This window comes from Streptomyces sp. NRRL B-1140 (assembly GCF_001280065.1).
Taxonomy (GTDB): Bacteria; Actinomycetota; Actinomycetes; order Streptomycetales; family Streptomycetaceae; genus Streptomyces.
The window spans coordinates 138,792-158,545 of sequence record NZ_LGEA01000014.1; the positions used below are offsets into that span (position 1 = coordinate 138,792).

The 19,754-nt window shown below is 71.4% G+C and carries 19 protein-coding genes, 1 pseudogene and 1 riboswitch; of the genes and pseudogenes, 14 read left to right on the forward strand and 6 right to left on the reverse strand.

What is annotated here, in order from left to right; genetic code table 11:
* Nucleotides 1-27 precede the first annotated feature (27 nt).
* Together ADK65_RS03795 and ADK65_RS03800 are read right to left on the reverse strand one after the other, a co-directional pair.
* Nucleotides 28-804: an SDR family oxidoreductase gene (locus ADK65_RS03795; protein WP_053668345.1), complete on the reverse strand. Its 777-nt coding sequence runs from the start codon at nt 802-804 to the stop codon at nt 28-30.
* 102 nt (nt 805-906) lie between these two features.
* Nucleotides 907-1,791: an RNA polymerase sigma-70 factor gene (locus tag ADK65_RS03800; RefSeq protein WP_053668346.1), complete on the reverse strand. Its 885-nt coding sequence runs from the start codon at nt 1,789-1,791 to the stop codon at nt 907-909.
* A 304-nt stretch (nt 1,792-2,095) separates the two neighbouring features.
* A riboswitch (FMN riboswitch) is annotated at nt 2,096-2,226 on the forward strand.
* Between the two features lie 144 nt (nt 2,227-2,370).
* On the opposite strand from ADK65_RS03800, the gene ADK65_RS03805 reads away from it, so the two are divergent.
* The 9 genes from ADK65_RS03805 (at nt 2,371) to ADK65_RS03845 (ending at nt 9,736) form a co-directional block, all read left to right on the forward strand.
* Nucleotides 2,371-2,979 carry a riboflavin synthase gene (locus ADK65_RS03805; RefSeq protein WP_053668347.1) on the forward strand — a complete coding sequence of 203 codons (609 nt, stop codon included), beginning with the start codon at nt 2,371-2,373 and terminating at the stop codon, nt 2,977-2,979.
* Entirely contained in the window at nt 2,976-3,617 is a 642-nt protein-coding gene (locus ADK65_RS03810; RefSeq protein ID WP_053668348.1) for a nicotinamide mononucleotide transporter family protein, read from the forward strand. Before ADK65_RS03805 ends, ADK65_RS03810 begins: the two co-directional genes overlap by 4 nt.
* Nucleotides 3,614-4,903 (forward strand): bifunctional 3,4-dihydroxy-2-butanone-4-phosphate synthase/GTP cyclohydrolase II, encoded by a 1,290-nt coding sequence (locus tag ADK65_RS03815; protein ID WP_053668349.1) that lies wholly within the window; start codon nt 3,614-3,616, stop codon nt 4,901-4,903. The genes ADK65_RS03810 and ADK65_RS03815 overlap by 4 nt, the downstream gene beginning before the upstream one ends.
* 19 nt (nt 4,904-4,922) lie before the next feature.
* Nucleotides 4,923-5,408, forward strand: a complete 486-nt coding sequence (ribH, locus tag ADK65_RS03820) for a 6,7-dimethyl-8-ribityllumazine synthase (protein WP_053668350.1) — start codon at nt 4,923-4,925, stop codon at nt 5,406-5,408.
* A gap of 34 nt (nt 5,409-5,442) precedes the next feature.
* A complete protein-coding gene (locus ADK65_RS03825; protein WP_019983911.1) occupies nt 5,443-5,715 on the forward strand; it encodes a phosphoribosyl-ATP diphosphatase in 273 nt (90 codons plus the stop codon).
* Between the two features lie 47 nt (nt 5,716-5,762).
* Nucleotides 5,763-6,611, forward strand: coding sequence for an ATP phosphoribosyltransferase (hisG, locus tag ADK65_RS03830; RefSeq protein ID WP_053668351.1), 849 nt, complete (start codon nt 5,763-5,765; stop codon nt 6,609-6,611).
* Nucleotides 6,612-6,625: 14 nt separating this feature from the next.
* Nucleotides 6,626-7,081, forward strand: a complete 456-nt coding sequence (locus ADK65_RS03835; RefSeq protein ID WP_053668352.1) for a PH domain-containing protein — start codon at nt 6,626-6,628, stop codon at nt 7,079-7,081.
* Between the two features lie 247 nt (nt 7,082-7,328).
* Nucleotides 7,329-8,663: a hemolysin family protein gene (locus tag ADK65_RS03840; protein WP_053668353.1), complete on the forward strand. Its 1,335-nt coding sequence runs from the start codon at nt 7,329-7,331 to the stop codon at nt 8,661-8,663.
* A complete protein-coding gene (locus ADK65_RS03845; protein ID WP_053668354.1) occupies nt 8,660-9,736 on the forward strand; it encodes a hemolysin family protein in 1,077 nt (358 codons plus the stop codon). The genes ADK65_RS03840 and ADK65_RS03845 overlap by 4 nt, the downstream gene beginning before the upstream one ends.
* A gap of 120 nt (nt 9,737-9,856) precedes the next feature.
* Here ADK65_RS03845 and ADK65_RS03850 read toward each other — a convergent pair whose 3' ends face one another.
* Both ADK65_RS03850 and ADK65_RS03855 read right to left on the reverse strand, forming a co-directional pair.
* A complete protein-coding gene (locus ADK65_RS03850) occupies nt 9,857-11,716 on the reverse strand; it encodes an AAA family ATPase (RefSeq protein WP_053668355.1) in 1,860 nt (619 codons plus the stop codon).
* A gap of 432 nt (nt 11,717-12,148) precedes the next feature.
* A pseudogene (locus ADK65_RS03855) lies at nt 12,149-12,806 on the reverse strand (uridine kinase family protein).
* Nucleotides 12,807-12,999: 193 nt separating this feature from the next.
* Here ADK65_RS03855 and ADK65_RS03860 point away from each other — a divergent pair.
* From ADK65_RS03860 to ADK65_RS03865, 3 genes are all read left to right on the forward strand, one after another.
* On the forward strand, nt 13,000-14,379 hold the full coding sequence (locus tag ADK65_RS03860; RefSeq protein WP_053668357.1) for a peptidase C39 family protein: 1,380 nt from the start codon (nt 13,000-13,002) through the stop codon (nt 14,377-14,379).
* A 91-nt stretch (nt 14,380-14,470) separates the two neighbouring features.
* Entirely contained in the window at nt 14,471-14,611 is a 141-nt protein-coding gene (locus tag ADK65_RS37860) for an SCO1431 family membrane protein (RefSeq protein WP_107092206.1), read from the forward strand.
* A gap of 75 nt (nt 14,612-14,686) precedes the next feature.
* Nucleotides 14,687-15,343, forward strand: a complete 657-nt coding sequence (locus tag ADK65_RS03865; RefSeq protein ID WP_078955797.1) for a TetR/AcrR family transcriptional regulator — start codon at nt 14,687-14,689, stop codon at nt 15,341-15,343.
* A 47-nt stretch (nt 15,344-15,390) separates the two neighbouring features.
* Here ADK65_RS03865 and ADK65_RS03870 read toward each other — a convergent pair whose 3' ends face one another.
* Nucleotides 15,391-16,659 (reverse strand): glycoside hydrolase family 18 protein, encoded by a 1,269-nt coding sequence (locus ADK65_RS03870; protein WP_053668359.1) that lies wholly within the window; start codon nt 16,657-16,659, stop codon nt 15,391-15,393.
* Nucleotides 16,660-16,991: 332 nt separating this feature from the next.
* On the opposite strand from ADK65_RS03870, the gene ADK65_RS03875 reads away from it, so the two are divergent.
* Nucleotides 16,992-18,164 carry an acyl-CoA dehydrogenase family protein gene (locus ADK65_RS03875; protein WP_053668360.1) on the forward strand — a complete coding sequence of 391 codons (1,173 nt, stop codon included), beginning with the start codon at nt 16,992-16,994 and terminating at the stop codon, nt 18,162-18,164.
* A 414-nt stretch (nt 18,165-18,578) separates the two neighbouring features.
* Here the strand turns inward: ADK65_RS03875 and ADK65_RS03880 are convergent, their stop codons facing one another.
* Nucleotides 18,579-19,007, reverse strand: a complete 429-nt coding sequence (locus ADK65_RS03880) for a hypothetical protein (protein WP_053668361.1) — start codon at nt 19,005-19,007, stop codon at nt 18,579-18,581.
* Nucleotides 19,008-19,276: 269 nt separating this feature from the next.
* Here ADK65_RS03880 and ADK65_RS03885 point away from each other — a divergent pair, with 269 nt between their 5' ends.
* Nucleotides 19,277-19,717, forward strand: coding sequence for an Lrp/AsnC family transcriptional regulator (locus ADK65_RS03885; protein ID WP_006136660.1), 441 nt, complete (start codon nt 19,277-19,279; stop codon nt 19,715-19,717).
* Nucleotides 19,718-19,754 lie beyond the last annotated feature (37 nt).

Here is a 19,754-nt window from a genome sequence, read left to right on the forward strand (position 1 = left end):
CGGGACCGTTCCCTCCGTCCTCCTCCCTCAGACCCCGGACCGCCCCCTCCCCGCCTGGACCCGGCCGCCCCCGGACCGCCTCTCCAGGTGCTCCTCGAACGTCCCCCTGCCCACCGCCCGTCGCGGCGCCAGATGGCCTCCGCTCCGGAAGCCCCGGTACGCCGCTCCCCACAGCGGCACGTTCACCACCGCTCGCCGGCGGCCCGACGCCTTCAGATACGCACGGGCGAAGGACTCCAGCGGCTGTACCTCCGGCCCGCCCATGTCCTCGACCCGCCCCGCCGGCGCGGCCGTCGCCAGTTCGACCAGCCGGTCCGCCACCTCGGCCACCTCCACCGGCTGGTCCCGCACGCCCGCCGGGAGGAACATCACCGGCAACTTCGACAGCCCCTGGAACATCATGATCAGCAGATCGTGGAACTGCGTCGCCCGCAGGACGGTCCAGCCGATCCCCGACTCCTCGACCAGCCTCTCCACCGCGAGCTTGCTCCGGTAGTACGGGAACGGCACCTCGTCGACACCCACGATCGACATATAGACAAGGTGACGCACGCCCGCACCGCGCGCCGCCCTGATCAGGTTCTGAGCCGCCTGCTCGTCCCCCTTCTGCCCCGAGGCGCAGTGCACGATCGTGTCCACACCGGCGACGGCCGCGTCCAGCGCGGCTCCGCCCGCCCGCAGGTCCACCGCGTACGGGTCGCTGTGCCGGCTGAGCACCCGCACCTCGTGCCCGCCCGCGCGCAACCGCTCGGCGACGAGCCGCCCCAGCGTTCCGGTGCCACCGGTCACCAGGATCGTGGTCATGTTGTTCAGCCCCTTCGACGCCGGGCGCTCCCGGGTGGAGCGCCCTTGCCGACTGAGACCGAACAGCCGCGCCGAATGTGACAGACGCGCCCGCCCGCGGTGCTACGGCCGGGTGAGCTGCCGCCGTGCGAACGCCAGCTTCTCCGGGTTGACCACGGCCCGCACAGCCGTGACCAGCCCGCCGCGCACCTCGATCACCGAGAGTCCGACCAGCGTGTCGCCCGCCCAGCTCGCCAGCCCCAGCGCCCCGTTGACCTCGGTCGGCACGAAGTCCAGGCCGCGCGCGAACTTCGGCCCGCCGCCCGCCAGGAAGCGGGCGATGCCGGGCCCGCCCTCGATGGGCCACCGCGCCGCGGTGACCTTGCCGCCACCGTCGCTCCACCAGGTCGCGTCGGCCGCGAGCAGCTTCTCCAGCCCGGCCAGGTCCCCGTCACGGGCCGCCGTGATGAACGACTTCACCAGCTCTTCCTGCCGCTCGGAGGCGGGCTCGAACCGGGCCTGCGGTTCGCCCACCCGCCGCACGGCACGCCGGTACAGCTGACGGCAGTTGGCCTCGCTCAGGTCCAGCACCCCGGCGATCTCCCGGTGCGCGTAGCCGAACGCCTCCCGCAGCACGTACACGGCCCGCTCGGTCGGCGTCAGCCGCTCCAGCAGCACCAGCATCGCCATCGACACGGCTTCCCGCTGCTCCGCGGACTCCAGCGGGCCGAGCGCGCCGTCCGAGGTGATCACGGGCTCGGGCAGCCAGGTCCCGACGTACCGCTCGCGCCGGGCCCGCGCGGAGGTGAGCCGGTTCAGGCAGAGGTTGGTGACGACTTTGGCCAGCCAGGCCGCCGGGTGCTCGATCCCCGCCCGGTCGGCGCCGCTGTAGCGCAGGTAGGCGTCCTGGACCGCGTCCTCGGCCTCCTCGGCGGAGCCCAGCAGCCGGTAGGCGAGCGAGAACAGCCTGGGCCGGTGGACTTCGAACTCCTCGGCTGTGGTGGTCATACGACTCACCCTGCCAGAGGGCGGTCCGCCCGGCGTGGGGAGGCCCGGCGGCGGGCAAGGGCCGTCGTCACCACCGCCGGGCCGGTCAGTGGGGGTGAGCCCACCCTGGCGATGACCCTAGAAAGGACTAGACCACTCCGTCAATAGGTGTGTACCAATGCCCGTACTCAAGGGGCCGCACGGAGGCGGAAGTTGGGGCGCCGGTCGCGCTCGGGAAGGGGTGCGACACAGTCTGTGAGGCAGCCCACACGCTCCGCCCCTATGCATGTCGATCAGGCGTGGCACACTGGCCGTGTACCAATAGCAGCGCACTCCGGGGTCGGTGAAAGTCCGAACCGGCGGTTACAGTCCGCGACCCGGTCGCCTCCAGCGACCGGTTGACCAGGTGAAATTCCTGGACCGACGGTTAAAGTCCGGATGGGAGGCAGTGCGCGGCGAGCGGGCATTCGTGCGCGCCGCCGAGAAGTCCGTCCTCGCGGCGGACTCCGTCCGGCGTCGTCCCCGGTGTTCCTGCTCGTATCCTCTGTCGTCATCGACAGCCCCGGAGTCCGTGCCCGAAGAGGCAGGAGGACCCGGGAAGTGTTCACCGGAATCGTCGAAGAGCTGGGCGAGGTCACCGCCGTCGAGACCCTCGACGACGCCTGTCGCTTCCGCCTGCGCGGACCGGTCGTCACCCAAGGCGCCCAGCACGGCGACTCGATCGCCGTGAACGGCGTGTGCCTCACGGTCGTCGACCACGAGGGCGACGAGTTCACGGCCGACGTCATGGCCGAGACCCTGAACCGCTCCAGCCTCGGCGCCCTGAAGGCCGGCTCCCGCGTCAACCTCGAACGCCCCATGGCCGTCGGCGAACGCCTCGGCGGGCACATCGTGCAGGGCCATGTCGACGGCACCGGCGAGATCCTGGAGCGCAAGCCCTCCGAGCACTGGGAGATCGTGAAGATCTCCCTCCCCGCGGACCTCACCCGCTACGTGGTCGAGAAGGGCTCCATCACCGTCGACGGCATCAGCCTGACCGTCGTCGACGCCGGCCCCGACCACTTCACGGTCAGCCTCATCCCCACCACCCTCGGCCTGACCACGCTCGGCCACAAGCAGCCCGGCGACCCGGTCAACCTCGAGGTCGACGTCATCGCCAAGTACGTCGAGCGGATGCTGGGCGACCGTGCGCAGGGGGCCGGCCGGTGAACACGCTGAACTCCGAGGCGTTCGTCCTCTTCGGCCAGCACATCCTCTGGTCCGACATGGTCGGCAACCTCTTCGGCCTGGCCGCCCTCGCCCTCGGCTGGCGGCGCTCCATCTGGACCTGGCCCGTGCAGTTCCTGGCCGGCCTCATCCTCTTCGGCGCCTTCTACGGCCATCTCACCGGCAGCGCGGGCAAGCAGGCGGTCGTCATGATCGTCGCCCTGTACGGCTGGTGGCAGTGGCAGCGCGGCAAGGGCCAGGGGGAAGACGGCCACATCGCCGTGCGGTTCGCCACCTGGCGCGAGCGCGCCGCGATGGTCGCGGCGGCGGCCGCCGGCACGGTCGCGGTGGCACTGCTGTTCACGGCGTACCCTGCCCTGTCCTGGGACCCCTGGCCCGACGCCTACATCTTCGTCGGCACCGTCGTCGCGATGTACGCCCAGGCCCGCGGCATGGTCGAGTTCTGGTTCGCCTGGCTCCTCGTCGACGTCGTCGGCGTCCCCCTGAACTTCGCCAACGGCTACGCCTTCTCCGGCTTCGTCTACGTCATCTACGGCGCGCTCGTCCTGTGGGGCCTGCGCGACTGGTGGCTGCGCTCGCGTCAGGCCGCGCGGCCCACCCTGGAAGGAGCGCCGGCATGAGCGCCACGACCACCCTGTACAGCACCGACGACATCGAGAACTTCGCGCTCGACCCCGTGGAACAGGCCATCGCCGACATCGCGGCCGGCCGCCCCGTCGTGGTCGTCGACGACGAGGACCGGGAGAACGAGGGCGACCTCGTCATCGCCGCCGAGAAGGCGACCCCGGAGATCGTCGCCTTCATGATGAGCGAGTGCCGCGGCCTGATCTGCGCCCCCATGGAGGGCGACGAACTGGACCGGCTGAAGCTCCCGCAGATGGTCGAGGACAACACCGAGTCGATGAAGACCGCCTTCACGGTCTCCGTCGACGCCTCCGCCGCCCACGGCGTCAGCACCGGCATCTCCGCCTCCGACCGCGCCACCACGCTCCGGCTGCTCGCCGACGGCGTCTCGGGGCCCGGCGACCTCGTCCGCCCCGGCCACATCTTCCCGCTGCGCGCCCGGCCCGGCGGTGTGCTCACCCGCAACGGCCACACCGAGGCCGCCGTCGACCTCGCCCGCCTGGCGGGCCTGCGCCCGGCCGGCGCGATCGTCGAGATCGCCGGCGAGGACGGCACCATGCTGCGCCTGCCCGAACTGATCCCCTTCGCCCGCAAGCACGGCCTGACGATCATCTCCATCGAGGACCTGATCGCCTACCGCCGCGGCAGCGAGCCCACCGTCCGCCGCGAGGCCACCACCCGGCTGCCCACCGCCCACGGCACCTTCACGGCCCACGGCTACCGCTCCACCGTCGACGGCGTCGAGCACGTCGCCCTGGTGCACGGCGAGATCGGCGACGGCCAGGACGTCCTCGTGCGCGTCCACTCCGAATGCCTCACCGGAGACGTCTTCGGCTCGGCCCGCTGCGACTGCGGTCCCCAGCTCGACGCCTCCCTGGCCCGCATCCAGGAGGAGGGCCGGGGAGTCGTGGTCTACCTGCGCGGACACGAGGGCCGCGGCATCGGCCTGATGTCCAAGCTGCGCGCCTACGAACTCCAGGAGCGCGGCCGCGACACCCTCGACGCCAACCTCGAACTCGGCCTGCCCGCCGACGCCCGTGACTACGCCGCCGGCGCACAGATCCTCGCCGACCTCGGCGTGCGCGGCGTCCGCCTGCTGACCAACAACCCCGACAAGACCGACGCGCTCGTCCGCCACGGCATCGCGGTCAGGGCCCGCGTGCCCATGCCCGTGAACGCCGGCGAGCACAACCTCCGCTACCTGCGCACCAAGCGGGACCGGATGGGCCACGACCTGCCCTGGCTGGACACGGCCCCCGTGCCGGCCTGCGGCAACCAGTAAGAGAGCACGAAGGAGAGACGTGAGCGGCAAGGGTGCACCGGAACTGTCCGTACGCAATGTGGGTGACCTCCGGGTCGCCGTCATCGCGGCACAGTGGCACGAGAAGGTGATGAACGGCCTGGTCGACGGCGCCCTGCGCGCCCTGCACGACCTGGGCATCGACGAGCCGACCCTGCTCAGGGTCCCCGGCAGCTGGGAGCTCCCGGTCGTCGCCAAGGTCCTCGCGGGCCGCGGCTACGACGCGATCGTCGCCCTCGGCGTCGTCATCCGCGGCGGAACCCCCCACTTCGAGTACGTGTGCCAGGGCGTGACCCAGGGCCTCACCCAGGTCTCCGTCGACACCGGCGTCCCCGTCGGCTTCGGCCTGCTGACCTGCGACACCGAGGAACAGGCCCTGGACCGTGCCGGGATCGAGGGCTCCAACGAGGACAAGGGGCACGAGGCGGTGACGGCCGCGGTGGCGACCGCGGCCACCCTCCGCTCAGTATCCGAACCCTGGCACTGACGAACGGCACACGTGGCATAGGCTGAGCGTCACCATGTCCAAGAAGACGTTCGAGGAGCTCTTCACCGAGCTCCAGCACAAGGCCGCCCAAGGCGACCCCGCCACTTCCCGCACCGCAGAACTGGTCGGCAAGGGCGTCCACGCCATCGGCAAGAAGGTCGTCGAGGAGGCCGCCGAGGTGTGGATGGCCGCCGAGTACGAGGGCAAGGAAGCCGCCGCCGAGGAGATCTCGCAGCTGCTGTACCACGTCCAGGTGATGATGGTCGCCCGAGGCATCTCCCTCGACGACGTCTACGCCCACCTCTGAGCCGCATCCCCGTCCCCGCACAACACCACGCAAAGGAAGCCGACCTCATGCTGCGCATCGCCGTCCCCAACAAGGGTTCCCTGTCCGGCCCTGCGGCGGAGATGCTGCATGAGGCCGGCTACCAGCAGCGCCGCGAGTCCAAGGAACTGCGGATCGTCGACCCGGTGAACGAGGTCGAGTTCTTCTATCTGCGCCCCCGCGACATCGCGATCTACGTCGCCTCCGGGCAGCTCGACATCGGCCTCACCGGCCGGGACCTGCTCATCGACTCCGGCGCCGAAGCCGAGGAGATCCTGCCCCTCGGCTTCGCCCGCTCCACCTTCCGTTACGCCGCCAAGCCCGGCACCATCAGCGGCCTGGCGGACCTGACCGGCAAGACGATCGCCACCTCCTACGAGGGCATCGTCGCCGCGCACCTCGCCGAGCAGGGCATCGACGCCTCCGTCGTCCACCTCGACGGTGCCGTCGAGACCGCCATCCAGCTCGGTGTCGCCCAGGTCATCGCCGACGTCGTCGAGACCGGCACCTCGCTGCGCAACGCCGGCCTCGAGGTCGCCGGTGAGCCGATCATGCAGTCCGAGGCCGTCGTGATCCGCCGCACCGGCGCCGACGCCGACGACCCCAAGGTGCAGCAGTTCCTGCGCCGCCTCCAGGGCGTCCTGGTCGCCCGGACGTACGTGATGATGGACTACGACTGCCGCGTCGAGCAGCTGGAGAAGGCCGTCGCCCTCACGCCCGGCCTGGAGTCCCCGACCGTCTCCCCGCTGCACAACGAGGGCTGGGTCGCCGTCCGCGCGATGGTCCCGGCCAAGGAAGCCCAGCGGATCATGGACGACCTCTACGACATCGGCGCCCGGGCCATCCTGACCACTGCCATCCACGCCTGCCGTCTCTGAGGGGCGTACGCCAGATGTCCGGTCTGCCCGCCCTGCCCGTCACGTTCCGGCCGGGCAGCACCCGCGTGGTGCTGCTCACCGCGGCCGTCGCCGTCTTCGTGGTGATCACGGCGGTCGCGATGCTGCTGAAGCAGCTCAGCCCCGCCGAACGCGTGAGCTTCGTCTTCACGGCACTCCTGCTGGACGCCGTGCTGCTCCTGCTGGCGCGACCCAAGGTCGTCGCCGACGAGGACGGCGTCACTGTCGTCAATCTCACGAACAAGCGCCGTCTGCAGTGGGCGGAGATCCTCCAGGTGACCCTCCGCCCCGGTGACCCCTGGGTGTTCCTCAACCTCAGCGACGGCACCAGCCTGCCTGCTCTGGGCATCCAGCCGGGCCTCGCCAAGCAGCGTGCGATCGCCGATGCCCGCGCCCTGCGGGCCCTCGTCGAAGCCCGTTCGGTGACGGACCCCGAGCGGCGTCAGGGCTGACTCGGGGAGATCCTCAGGGCGGTCACCCTGCCGCATCGGGCCATGTCTTGATTAATCTGTTTCCGGAGGCGCGAACGGACGCGCCTCCGCCCCTGCCGCCCCGCCCGGTGCGCCAGGGGCTCCTGCTAACCGAGGAGTGACCCCCTCCGGCGATGGACGGATCGTCCTGCAGTACCTGCGCCGCCCCCTGCCGACATAGCGCGTGCCTCGCATCCGAGGTGCGCGACCATGTGGAGGCGGCGGCATCATGACCACCCCCCTGCTGCTCCTGGCAGCCGCGTTCCTGCTGATTCTCGCCAACGGATTCTTCGTGGCGGCCGAATTCGGACTCGTGACGGTCGAGCGGCCCGAGGCCGAGAAGGCCGCCGCCGAGGGCGACCGGCGCGCTCACCGTGTCGTCGAATCGCTCAGGGAACTGTCCTTCCAGCTCTCCGGCACCCAGCTCGGCATCACCATCACCTCGCTCGTCGTCGGCATGCTCGCCGAACCGGCGCTCGCCGAGCTGCTGCACGGCCCGTTCACCTCGATCGGCATCCCCGAGGGAGCCGTCTCCGGTGTCACGGTCGTGGTCGGCATGCTGCTGGCCTCCGCCGTGCAGATGGTGATCGGCGAGCTGCTGCCCAAGAACTGGGCGGTGTCCCGGCCACTGCAGGTCGCGCGTTTCGTCGCGGGCCCGCAGCATGTCTTCGCCCGGCTGTTCCGCCCGGTCATCGCCGGCCTCAACGCCGTGGCGAACCGGCTCGTGCGCGCCCTGGGCATCGAACCCGCCGAGGAGCTGGCCTCGGCCCGCACCCCCGGCGAACTCGTCTCCCTGGCCCGCCACTCGGCCCTGGCCGGCGCCCTGGAGCAGGACACGGCCGACCTGTTCGTCCGCACCCTGTCGCTGGGCGAGCTCACCGCACAGCACGTGATGACGCCGCGTGTGAAGGTCAGCGCCCTGCAGTCCTCCGCCACCGCCGAGGACGTCGTCAACCTGACCCGCGCCACCGGCCTGTCCCGTTTCCCCGTCTACCGGGAGAAGATCGACGAGGTCGTCGGCATGGCCCACCTCAAGGACGCCCTGGCCGTGGCCGTCGGGGACCGGCTGCGCACCCCCGTCGGCCACATCGCCCGCCCGGCGCTGCTCGTCCCCGAGACGCTGCCCGTGCGGCCGCTCCTCGCCCGCCTGCGCAGCGAGCAGCCCATCGCGGTCGTCGTCGACGAGTACGGCGGCACCGCCGGTGTCGTCACCCTGGAGGACATCGTCGAGGAGATCGTCGGCGAGGTCCGCGACGAGCACGACGGCCACGACCTGCCCGAGCTGGCCGCCGCACCCCCCGAGGACGGCAGGCCCGCCTGGGACGTCGACGGCAGCTGCCGGGTCGACATCCTGCAGCGCATAGGCCTGGAGGTGCCCGAGGGCCCCTACGAGACCGTCGCGGGCCTGATCGCCGACCTGCTGGGCCGTATCCCGGCCGTCGGCGACAAGGCGGAGCTGCCCGGCTGGCGCCTGTCCGTGCGCCAGGTCGGCCACTACCGGGCGGAGCGGGTCCGGCTCGTGCGGACCGCCCCGGTGGTCTCCATGGCGGAGGCCGTCCGATGAGCGTGCTCCAGCTTCTCTTCGCCGCGCTGCTCGTGCTCGCCAACGGCTTCTTCGTCGGCGCCGAGTTCGCGCTGGTCTCCGTACGCCGCAGCCAGATCGAACCGCTCGGCACCGCCCGCTCCCGGCAGGTCCTCCACGGGCTGGAGCGACTGCCGCAGATGATGGCGGCGGCCCAGTTCGGCATCACCATCTGCTCGCTGACCCTGGGCGCGGTCGCCGAACCGACGGTCGCGCACCTGCTGGAGCCGGTCTTCGAGTGGATCCACCTGCCGCACGGCATGATCCATCCGCTGACGTACGTCATCGCCCTGGCCGCCGTGGTCTTCTTCCACCTCGTCATCGGCGAGATGGTCCCGAAGAACCTGGCGATGGCGGCCCCCGAGAAGGTCGCGCTGTGGCTCAGCCCCGGCCTGGTCTGGTTCGCGCGCTTCTGCAAGCCCATCACCGCCGCCCTCGGCGCCGTCTCGCAGGGCATCCTGCGGCTCTTCCACGTCGAGCCCAAGGACGAGGTGGAGGCCGTCTTCACCAGTGAGCAGCTCAACCGGCTGGTGGAGGACGCCGGCCAGGCGGGCCTGCTCGACCCCGAGGAGGCCGAGAGCCTGGAGGACGCCCTGGAGCTGGGCTCGCGCCCGGTGACGGACGTCCTGCTCAAGCGGGAGTCGCTGGTGACGGTCAGCCCGTCGGTCACGCCCGGGCGGATCGTCGAGCTCACCGCCCGCACCGGCTACTCCCGGTTCCCGGTCGCCGCGGACACCGGCGCGTTCATGGGGTACCTGCACGTCAAGGACGTCCTCGACCTGGAGGACTCCGACCGGGCCGTGCCGCAGCAGCTCTGGCGCCCCATGACGACCCTGCGGCCCGAGCTGCCGCTGGACGACGCGCTGACGGTGATGCGGCGCGCGGCGACCCACCTGGCCCAGGTGGCCGACGCGTCCGGGAAGGTGCTGGGCCTCGTCGCCCTGGAGGACGTGCTGGAGCTGCTGGTGGGTGAGGTGCGGGATCCGGCGCACCGGCAGGTGCACGAGGTGAAGCTGACCGAGCCGAGGTCGGGTGAAGAGGTGCTGGCGACCTAGCACCGTGGCTGCGGGCGCGTGGGGGCTGGTCGCGCAGTTCCCCGCGCCCCCAGGGCAGGGCACCCACCCAGGGGCGCGGGGAACTGCGCGACCAGCCCCCACCGGCCCGCGGCCGAGCACTCACATGGCCGACGGATCCTGCGGCCCCCGCCCCGACAAGACCTCCCCGTACGCCTGCATCAGATCCGGCAACCGCAACGTCGCCAAGTCGTCTCTGCCCAACGCCCCGGGATACACCGACAACCGCAGATCCCGGTACGCGCAGCTCTTCTCGTACAGCGTCCGCAGGAACCGCCCGTTGCCCAGTTCGTCGATCCATCCCTGGTCCACCACGTGCCCGGCGATGGACCGCAGCTCGTCCAGGGCCTCCTCGTCCCACAGGTCGCCGTTCTCGGCCGCCAGCACCCTGCCGATCTCGGTGAGTTCGAGCGGCCGGTACGAGGGGAAGTCGACGCGGGTGGTGAAACGGGACGACAGGCCGGGGTTCGCGGCGAGCAGGCGGTCCATGCCCTCCGGGTAGCCGGCCAGGATCACCACGAGGTGGTCCCGGTTGTCCTCCGCGCGCTTCAGCAGCACCTGCAGTGCCTCGTCGCCGTACGCGTCCCCCTTGCCGTAGCCCGAGTTGGACAGCGCGTAGGCCTCGTCGACGAAGAGGACGCCCCCGAGGGCCGAGTCGATCAGTTCGTTCGCCTTCACGGCCGTCTGCCCGAGGTACTCGCCGACCAGATCGGCCCGCTGCGCCTCGACGAGATGGTCGCCGCCGAGCAGCCCGAGGGCGTAGAAGACGCGGCCGAGGATGCGGGCGACGGTGGTCTTGCCGGTGCCGGAGGGGCCGGAGAAGACGAAGTGGCGTTTCGGCGGCTGAACGGGCAGACCCTGCCCGGCTCGCAGCCGGGCCATGTTCAACTGCGCCGACAGCGCCTTGACCTGGCGCTTCACCGGCTCCAGGCCCACCATGCGCTCGAGCTCGGCGAGGGCCTCCTCCAGTAACGCCGGGTCGGTGGGCCCGGCGGGCAGGGAGGGGGCGGGGCCCGTCCGCCGACGGACCGGCGGGCCGGTCACCGGAGGCAGGGGGGCGAGCGGCGGCTCGGGGTCGGGCAGCCGCAGATCGCGTCCTTCGAGGCCGAAGAGCGGATCGAACCCGTCCGTACCGGCCACGGCGTCCTGGCCCGCGCCGGTGAGCGTGATCGCCGCGAGGTCCGTGGCCTCGTCGTAGCCGTCGCCCTCGGCTATGGCGGCGAGCCGGGCGGAGGTGTCCATGAAGGCCGGGTCGACGCGGTGCACGGCGCGGTACAGGGGAAGCGCGGCGGCGCTGCGGCCGGTGCCCTCGTGGGCCCGGGCCAGCCAGTAGCGCAGCTCCTTGCGCTGGGGCTGCTCGCTGCGGCAGCGCATCAGCGCGGCGGACAGCAGGGGTTCGGCCTGGCCGTACATCTCCAGGCGCACCCGGGCCATACCGCCGAACAGGCCCGCCTCGATGCCGAGCATCGCGTCGTCGAGCAGGGGGTCGGTGTGGCGGACCAGCTGCTCCCAGTCCTTGACCAGATAGGCGCGGCAGGAGTGCAGGAAGCGGACCTGGGCATCGGTGTCCACGGGCGGCAACCCGGCGAGGGCCCGGTCCAGCTCGGGGACGTGACGGCCGTCCAGCCAGTGGGAGGCGTGCGCGAGCAGCAGGTCGCGAGGGCTCTCCAGTACGGGCTGCACCCACCAGCCGAGCCAGTACCAGGAGTTGAGCGTGCGGCGGTAGCGGGAGCGCTGCTCGCCGAAGCGGTCCCGGTGCCGGAACATCCGCAGCAGCGCGGTCGTCGTGTCGACGCGCAGCGCGTGCAGCCCGAGCCAGGCGTCGGCCATCCCGGCGTCCATCCGCACGGCGTCCCGGAACTCCTCCTCGGCCTGCGGATACGCGCCCATGGTGTAGGCGTCCACACCTCGCAGCCAGGCGAGGTCGGCCGGGGCCTGTGGGCCCTGCGTGCCGAAGTCCATCACGTCCCCCACGAACCGTGCCCCCGTCGGTATGCCAACGAGCCGTCCCCCGGCCGGCTGCCCTGCTCTCGAACCGCTGTGCCACGGACCGGAGTTGCACCGTGTGCGAAGCAACCGTCCGCAGGTCGCGACGAGGGCATCGTACCCGCGGCGGCGGCGCCCCCGTAGGGTGCCGCACGGGCCGTTCGGCGAGGTGGGAGCGGATGCGGCGGACGCGTGCGCGGTGACCCAGGGTGAGCGCTCGGCGTCACGCGGCGGGCGGAAATCCGGAAGAAGACAGAACGAAGCCCCCGATCACGGGGGAACAACCGGGGGCTTCGCGTCTGGGGGCGGCTCCGATGCCGCACATTGAGAACGTAAGACCTGTACGGCCCGGCGGTCAAGCCGAGTTGAAGCACTCCGGCAACTTCTCCCGCAAGGGCTTTCACAGGTTCAGCACACCGCGGGCGGCCCGTCACCGTGCGTGAGGGGGCTGGTCCGGTCCAAGGGTCCCGGCAGGTCCCGCGAGCACCTCGTATCCCTCTTCCCGCTGCAGTACCAGAAGGTCGGCGAACGGCCGCGAAGGGTCTTCGGCGAAATGCCGGCGTTCCGCGGGGACCCATCCGTCCCAGAACTCCCGCTGCGCCTCCCCGTCCCGGGACCGGCCCCGCATCCAGGCCTCCTCCCGCGGCAGCTCCATCCACAGCAGCAGGGCCAGGTGCGGACGCAGCGCACGGCGCCCCGCCCCGACGCCCTCGACGAGGATCACCGGCGCGGGCGGGAGCGAGCGCGGGGAGTCGAAGCGGCGGGCGCTCCAGTCGTAGGGGGCGTAGTGCGCGGTCCTGCCGCTCGTGAGCGGTGCGATCACCTGCTCCAGCAGGCGGCCGGTCCAGCCGAACAGCGCGTCGTGGCTGGCGACGTCGTCGAGGCGCAGCAGCGGCGCACCGGCCAGCGCCGCGGCCAACTGTGCGGCGAACGTGCTCTTTCCGGACCCGGCGTGCCCGTCGATCCCCACGAGCCGGACCGGGCCGCAAGAGGGGGAGAGGCTGCGGATCCGGGCGGCCAGATCATGGACGGCGGAGCCCGGTGCGGGGCGGAAGGACGGATTCATCTCGCTCAGCACCTTAACGACAGGGGTCTGCCGGGGGTGCCGCTGGTCGACGCCAATATTGGTGGGCGCGGCGCGCGTCGAAGTGCTGGCAGGACATGGCCGCCTGTGCTCATATGTGGCGCACGCACGGATACGACCAGCCGTGCACGGACCTGCTCGCACCTGTCCGACTCCGACATCCGGGGGCCCCGCCATGCGCAGTGCCGAACAGCCGTCCCGCCGAACCGTCCTGGCCGCCGCGGTCGCCGCCGCCGTCACCGCGAGCGCGGGCCCGGCGGCCGCCGACCCCGAGGCCCTCATGACGACCGACACCGCAGACCCCGCCCGGGCGGTCCCGGCCCGTACCGTCGACAACAGGTTCTGGGTCTCGTACGGCGACTGGTCCGGCGGCACGGCGAAGGGCACCCGGGCCGTCGCCGGCGCCCGCCCGGGCGTGGTCATCGCGAAGCCCGCAGGGACGGTCGACTACAGGGACCCGCACACCGGCACCACCGCCGCCTGGGAGTACGCCACCTGGACGTCCCCCGTCCACCGGCTCACCGTCCCCGCGACCGAGGCGATCGTCTCCTGGAACGCGCACACCCCCGCCGGCACCTGGATCCAGGCCGAGATCAAGGCCACCTACACCGACGGCTCCAGCACGCCCTGGTACGTGATGGGCCGCTGGGCCGCCGGCGACCGGGACATCCGCCGCACCTCGGTCGACGACCAGAGCGATTCCAAGAGCACGGTGTGGACCGACACGCTGGCCATCGACGACCCGTCGAGCGGCCTGCGCCTGGCCTCCTACCGGCTGCGCCTGACCCTCCACCGCAAGCCCGGCACCAAGGGCACCCCCACCGTGTGGCGGCTCGGCGCCATGGGCTCGGACGTGCCCGACCGGTTCACCGTCCCGGCGTCCGCACCCGCACTCGCGAAGGAACTGGCCGTCCCGCGCTACTCCCAGGAGATCCACAAGGGCCGGTACCCCGAGTACGACAACGGCGGCGAGGCCTGGTGCAGCCCGACCTCCTCCCAGATGGTCATCGAGTACTGGGGCGGCCGGCTCACCGCCGGGCAGCTGGCCTGGGTCGATCCCGCGTACGACGACCCGCAGGTGTGCCACGCGGCCCGCTTCACCTACGACCACCAGTACGCGGGCTGCGGCAACTGGCCCTTCAACGCCGCCTACGCGGCCACGTTCAAGGACCTCCAGGGCGTGGTCACCCGGCTCGGCTCGCTCACCGAACTGGAGACACTGATCGCCGCGGGCATCCCCGCCATAACGTCCCAGTCGTTCCTGAAGGAGGAGCTGACCGGCGCCGGGTACGGCACCGCGGGCCACCTGATGACCGTCGTCGGCTTCACCGCCGGCGGTGACGTGATCGCCAACGATCCCTTCTCGGCGACCAACGAGGCCGTGCGGCGCGTCTACCGGCGACGCGAGTGGGAAAACATCTGGCTCCGCACCAAGCGGTACAACGCCTCCGGCAAGGTCGTCTCGGGCACCGGCGGCGTCTGTTACCTGTACTTCCCGGCTCGCCCGAACGCGGCCCAGCGCACCGCACTGACGGCCGTGGGCGTCCGCGTGTGACCGACCTTACGGCCGCAAAAGCCGCTTCGGGTGGCAAGGTGGACGGAACTCCGGGGGGAGTCCGTCCACACCACCGAGCCAGAGAGCAGCCATGACCGCACAGTCAGCCACCGCCCACCGCGTCCGCACCGGCGGCCCCCGGGACGACGGACCGAAGATCGTCGAGCACCTCATGGGCTGGGCCCTGGTCGTGGTCGTCGCGATGCTCGTGACCCGGCTCGGGCTGCTGTGACCTGACCCACGACCCGACGGTGAGGCCTGCCATACTGCGGAGGTCCCACCCCGCCCGTTGAGACCAGGGTCGAAATTGAATATCAGCCCCCAGCCTGCCGCGCGCCCCAGGGCCCGCGGCACCGAGCGCTCGATGGCGCGCCGTGCCGAACTCATCGCCATCGGGCGGAGGTTGTTCGCCGACACGTCGTACGACGCCCTGTCGATGGACGACATCGCCCGGCAGGCGCACGTCGCCAAGGGGCTGATCTACTACTACTTCCAGTCCAAGCGCGGCTACTACCTGGCCATCGTCCAGGACTCGGTCACCGAACTGCTCACTCTCGCGGCGAGCGGTCCGCAACTGCCCCCGGTCGACCGGGTCCAGCGCACCATCGACAGCTACCTGCGCTACGCCGAGCACAACCAGGCCGCGTACCGCACGATCGTGAGCGGCGGCGTCGGCTTCGACACCGAGGTGCACGCCATCCGCGACGGAGTGCGCGAGGCGGTCGTGGCCACCATCGCCGAGGGGGCGTACGGCCGCGCCGACATCACCCCGCTGGCGCGGATGGGCCTGCTGTCCTGGGTGTGCAGTGTCGAGGGCGCCACACTCGAATGGATCGACCGTCCCGAGCTGCCCCGGGACACCATGTGCGAGCTGCTGGTGAAGACCCTCGGTGGCGCCCTGCGCGCGGTCGAGGAGCTGGATCCCGCCCACCCGGCCCCGCAGCCCGCACGCCGGGGCCTGTGAACGAGGGGCGGAGGGCCGCAGCGGGCCCCCGCCCCTGTGTCGGCGTCCTACTTGATTGCCTTGATCAGCTCCCCGTTCGCCGTGTCGCCGCTCAGCTCCCAGAAGAACGTGCCGCCCAGGCCCTGCTGGTTCTTGTAGTTCATCTTGGTGCCGATGGTCGCCGGGGTGTCGTAACTCCACCAGTTCGCACCGCACTTGGCGTACGCCGTGCCGGCCACGGTCCCGGTCGCCGGGCACGTTGTCCTGAGCACCTTGTAGTCCTCGATGCCCTGCTCGTAGGTGCCCGCCGCCGGGCCGGTCGCGGCGCCGCCGGGGGCCGCCTGGGTGACACCGGTCCAGCCGCGGCCGTAGAAGCCGATGCCGAGCAGCAGTTTCGAGGCGGGGATGCCGAGGCCCTTGAGCTTCGCGATGGTCGCCGAGCTGTGGTTGTCCGCCTTCGGGATGCCGGGGTAGGACGTCAGGGGCGAGTGCGGGGCTGTCGGACCGGCGGCGTCCCAGGCGCCGAAGAAGTCGTAGGTCATCGGGTTGTACCAGTCGACGTACGGGGCGGCACCCGCGTAGTCGGCCGCGTCGATCCTGCCGCCCGGGGTGGCGTCGGCGGTGATCGCCGCGGTGACCAGGTTCTTCGTGCCGAACTTGGCGCGCAGCGCCTGCATGAGGTTCCGGAAGGCCGCCCGGCCGCTGGAGTCGCAGGTGGCGCCGCAGGTGTTCGGATACTCCCAGTCGATGTCGATGCCGTCGAAGACGTCGGCCCACTTGGAGTTCTCGACCAGGTCGTAGCAGGACTGCGCGAAGGCGGCCGGGTTCCTCGCGGCCTCCCCGAAGCCGCCGGACCAGGTCCAGCCGCCGAAGGACCACAGGACCTTGAGGTTCGGGTGCTTCTGCTTGAGCTTGCGCAGCTGGTTGAAGGTGCCGCGCAGCGGCTGGTCCCAGGTGTCGGCCTTGCCGTCGACGGACTCGGCGGCGGTGTAGGCCCGGTCGGTGGCGGCGTAACCGTCGCCCATGGCGCACCTGCCGCCGGTGACGTTGCCGAAGGCGTAGTTGATGTGGGTGAGCCTGGCACCCGAACCGGACGTCTCGATGTTCTTCACGTAGTACTTGCGGTCGTAGGTGCCCCATTCGGTGAAGTACCCGATGACCTTGGAGCCGGCGGCCCTGGCGTCAGCGGGCGCGGGCTTCGCGCTCGCGGCGGCCTCCTGAGCCGAGGCCGCCGCGGTGGCGGGGGTGCCCGCGCCAACCAGCAGACCGGCGCCGAGGGCGGCGCTGCAGGCCGCGGACAGGATGGTCCGGAAGCGGGAACGGTGGGGGGTGTGCATCCGGTGTCTCCTCGTGGGGAGAGGGGAACGCGCGCCGGTTGGCATGAACGCGGTGAATCGGTGGAGCGAAACAGTAGGAGGACTAGACCAGTTGGGTCAATGGTGCGGACCAATTTCGCCGCCCCGGACGCACTCGGCCATTTCTTGAAGTAAGCGGTCGTTAACTGGTGACTCGATGCCTCCGATCGGGCATACTCACAGCGCACAGCCGCTGGTCAGCAGCTTCCGAGACCCGGGACTGCAAGCATCGGCAAGGCACCAGAACGACCCGGCGGCGCCGCCCCCACCCATGGGCCCGTCCGCCAGTGCCCGACAGGGAGGAGAGCGTCGCCATGCCCGACCGCGCCCCGCAGCCGGTGGACCGACAACTGCCCACGGAGGAGGCCCGGGACCTGATCTCACTCGTGCGCGACATCGCACAGCAGGAGATCACCCCGAAGGCGGCCGACGAGGAGGACGCCGGCCGCTTCCCGCGCGAGCTGTTCACACTGCTCTCCCGCTCCGGACTGCTCGGCCTGCCCTACGACTCCGAATACGGCGGCGGGGACCAGCCCTACGAGGTCTATCTCCAGGCCCTGGAGGAGCTCGCCGCGGCCCGCCTCACCGTCGGCCTCGGCGTCAGCGTGCACTCCCTGGCCTCCTACGCCCTCGCCGCCTACGGCACCAAGGAGCAGCAGGTCGAGCACCTGCCTGCGATGCTCGGCGGAGGCCTGCTCGGCGCCTACTGCCTCTCCGAGCCGCACTCCGGCTCGGACGCGGCCGCCCTGCGCACCAAGGCCGTGCGGGACGGCGACGACTGGGTGATCACCGGCACCAAGGCCTGGATCACCCACGGCGGGATCGCCGACTTCTACACCGTCATGGCCCGCACCGGCGAGGAGGGCCCGCGCGGGATCACGGCCTTCCTGGTGCCGGGTGACGCGGAGGGCCTGAGCGCCGCCGTGCCCGAGAAGAAGATGGGCATGAAGGGCTCGCCCACCGCACAGGTGCACTTCGACGGCGTCCGGGTGTCCGACGATCGGCGCATCGGCGAGGAGGGGCAGGGCTTCGCGATCGCCTTGTCGTCGCTTGACTCGGGGCGGCTCGGCATCTCGGCGTGCGCGATCGGAGTGGCCCAGGCCGCGCTCGACGAGGCGGTGGCCTACGCGGCTGAGAGGCGCCAGTTCGGCAAGCCGATCGCCGACTTCCAGGGGCTGCGGTTCATGCTCGCCGACATGGCGACGCAGATCGAGGCGGGCCGTGCGCTCTACCTCGCGGCGGCACGGCTCAAGGACGCCGGCCGGCCGTTCGCGAAACAGGCCGCCATGGCCAAGCTGCACTGCACCGACACGGCGATGCGCGTCACCACCGACGCCGTGCAGATCCTCGGCGGCTACGGCTACACCGCGGACTTCCCGGCCGAGCGCTACATGCGCGAGGCCAAGGTGCTGCAGATCGTGGAGGGCACCAACCAGATCCAGCGGATGGTCATCGCGCGCCATCTCGTGGGTCCAGAGGGACGCTGAACTGGTCGAGGCCCCGCCAGGGAGCCGCGAGCCGCATCCACTCCGGGTCGTGCCGACCCGGCAGGGTGCGGCCGCCCTCGGCCCAGGTCCGCATCAGGTCGCGGTAGATCGGCGGGTCCTGGTAGCGGGGCGGAGCGGGCCGAACCGATTCTGCGGGCGGCGGGACGTACAGGAGGCGCTGACGCCCGGTCGCTGAGGAGATGGGGGTCATACCAGGGCAACGCGCAACGCCGGGGCAGGTCACCGGCGCGTGGAATCGGGCGTGCGTTCAGAGGCGTCCGGGTCCCCGCGCGCAACGGCCGGATCGAACCGGCCGGTGCCGCGTGCCGGGGCGCGCCGAACCCGCACCACGGCGGTCTGCCGAGCCGCGGTGCGGGTGCGGTCGCGCAACGGGAGCGCGGGAAAGGGCGGCGCTCAGGCCGCGCGGCGCATGACCGGGACCCTGATGGGGCGCGAGCCCGGGCCGCCGACGTGCGAGAAGGGCTGGGTCCGCCAGTCGAGACCCTGAGGGAGCGTCAACAGCAGGGCGGTGTCCTGCTCCTGGGGTTCCACGGACTCGTCCGCCGGGCGGGCGTCCGTGGCGCTGCGGCCGGTGCCGGCGCAGACCGTCAGTCCGAAGGGGTTCCACGGCGAGGCGCACAGCGCGTGCTCCGGCAGAACCTCCTCGTCCGCCAGCAGGGCGATGGGCTGCGCGCAGTCCGGGCAGATCACCCGGAACATCTCGAACGTGTCGTAGGCGTCGAGTTCCTCGTCGAGGGCGTCGCGTTCGACGCCCTCCGGCTCGGGCTCGACGACGAGCTGCCGCTTGGGTGCGGTGCGACCAGGGCGCTTAAGACTCTGCATTGGGTTCTCCCCCTCGGGCTGGGCCGTATCAGGCACTGCGGCCTCGACCACAGCAAGCACTTCCCGTCCCCCCTGGGCGGTAATCACGAGAACATTACGGAGACTGTTCGATCCCTGTGGCGTTCATCACATACCCCGCCCGGGTGTCCGCTGCGGTGCGTTTGTCCCCCGGACGGCTGACCCTCGGCTCCCGGACACATCACGAACCGGGCATGACCTGGGCTGCTCAGGTATCGGAGGAGATCAACCGCCCTGTAGGTTCTTGCGCCATGGAGGAGCTGGACCGACAGATCGTGCAGCTGCTCGTCAAGGACGGGCGGATGAGCTACACCGACCTGGGCAAGGCCACCGGGCTGTCCACGTCTGCCGTGCATCAGCGGGTGCGGCGGCTGGAGCAGCGGGGCGTCATCCGGGGCTATGCCGCGGTCGTCGACCCCGAGGCCGTCGGGCTGCCGATGACGGCGTTCATCTCGGTGAAACCGTTCGATCCCAGTGCGCCGGACGACATCGCGGACCGGCTGGCCGGCGTGCCCGAGATCGAGGCCTGTCACAGTGTCGCGGGCGACGAGAACTACATCCTGAAGGTGCGGGTGGCGACGCCCCACGAGCTGGAGGAGCTGCTTGCGCGGGTGCGGTCGCTGGCGGGGGTGTCGACGCGGACGACTGTCGTTCTGTCCACGCCGTACGAGGCGCGACCGCCGCGGATCTGACCGTCCGATGCCGGTTGCGGGTGGTGCGGAGTTGTTC

What these genes read in the sequence shown, in the direction of transcription:
- ADK65_RS03795 (WP_053668345.1), bottom strand. Translation starts at nt 804, where the DNA reads ATGACCACGATCCTGGTGACCGGTGGCACCGGAACGCTGGGGCGGCTC.
- ADK65_RS03800 (WP_053668346.1), bottom strand. Translation starts at nt 1,791, where the DNA reads ATGACCACCACAGCCGAGGAGTTCGAAGTCCACCGGCCCAGGCTGTTC.
- ADK65_RS03815 (WP_053668349.1), top strand. Translation starts at nt 3,614, where the DNA reads ATGAGCGCCACGACCACCCTGTACAGCACCGACGACATCGAGAACTTC.
- ADK65_RS03825 (WP_019983911.1), top strand. Translation starts at nt 5,443, where the DNA reads ATGTCCAAGAAGACGTTCGAGGAGCTCTTCACCGAGCTCCAGCACAAG.
- hisG (WP_053668351.1), top strand. Translation starts at nt 5,763, where the DNA reads ATGCTGCGCATCGCCGTCCCCAACAAGGGTTCCCTGTCCGGCCCTGCG.
- ADK65_RS03835 (WP_053668352.1), top strand. Translation starts at nt 6,626, where the DNA reads ATGTCCGGTCTGCCCGCCCTGCCCGTCACGTTCCGGCCGGGCAGCACC.
- ADK65_RS03840 (WP_053668353.1), top strand. Translation starts at nt 7,329, where the DNA reads ATGACCACCCCCCTGCTGCTCCTGGCAGCCGCGTTCCTGCTGATTCTC.
- ADK65_RS03845 (WP_053668354.1), top strand. Translation starts at nt 8,660, where the DNA reads ATGAGCGTGCTCCAGCTTCTCTTCGCCGCGCTGCTCGTGCTCGCCAAC.
- ADK65_RS03850 (WP_053668355.1), bottom strand. Translation starts at nt 11,716, where the DNA reads ATGGACTTCGGCACGCAGGGCCCACAGGCCCCGGCCGACCTCGCCTGG.
- ADK65_RS03860 (WP_053668357.1), top strand. Translation starts at nt 13,000, where the DNA reads ATGCGCAGTGCCGAACAGCCGTCCCGCCGAACCGTCCTGGCCGCCGCG.
- ADK65_RS37860 (WP_107092206.1), top strand. Translation starts at nt 14,471, where the DNA reads ATGACCGCACAGTCAGCCACCGCCCACCGCGTCCGCACCGGCGGCCCC.
- ADK65_RS03870 (WP_053668359.1), bottom strand. Translation starts at nt 16,659, where the DNA reads ATGCACACCCCCCACCGTTCCCGCTTCCGGACCATCCTGTCCGCGGCC.
- ADK65_RS03875 (WP_053668360.1), top strand. Translation starts at nt 16,992, where the DNA reads ATGCCCGACCGCGCCCCGCAGCCGGTGGACCGACAACTGCCCACGGAG.
- ADK65_RS03880 (WP_053668361.1), bottom strand. Translation starts at nt 19,007, where the DNA reads ATGCAGAGTCTTAAGCGCCCTGGTCGCACCGCACCCAAGCGGCAGCTC.
- ADK65_RS03885 (WP_006136660.1), top strand. Translation starts at nt 19,277, where the DNA reads ATGGAGGAGCTGGACCGACAGATCGTGCAGCTGCTCGTCAAGGACGGG.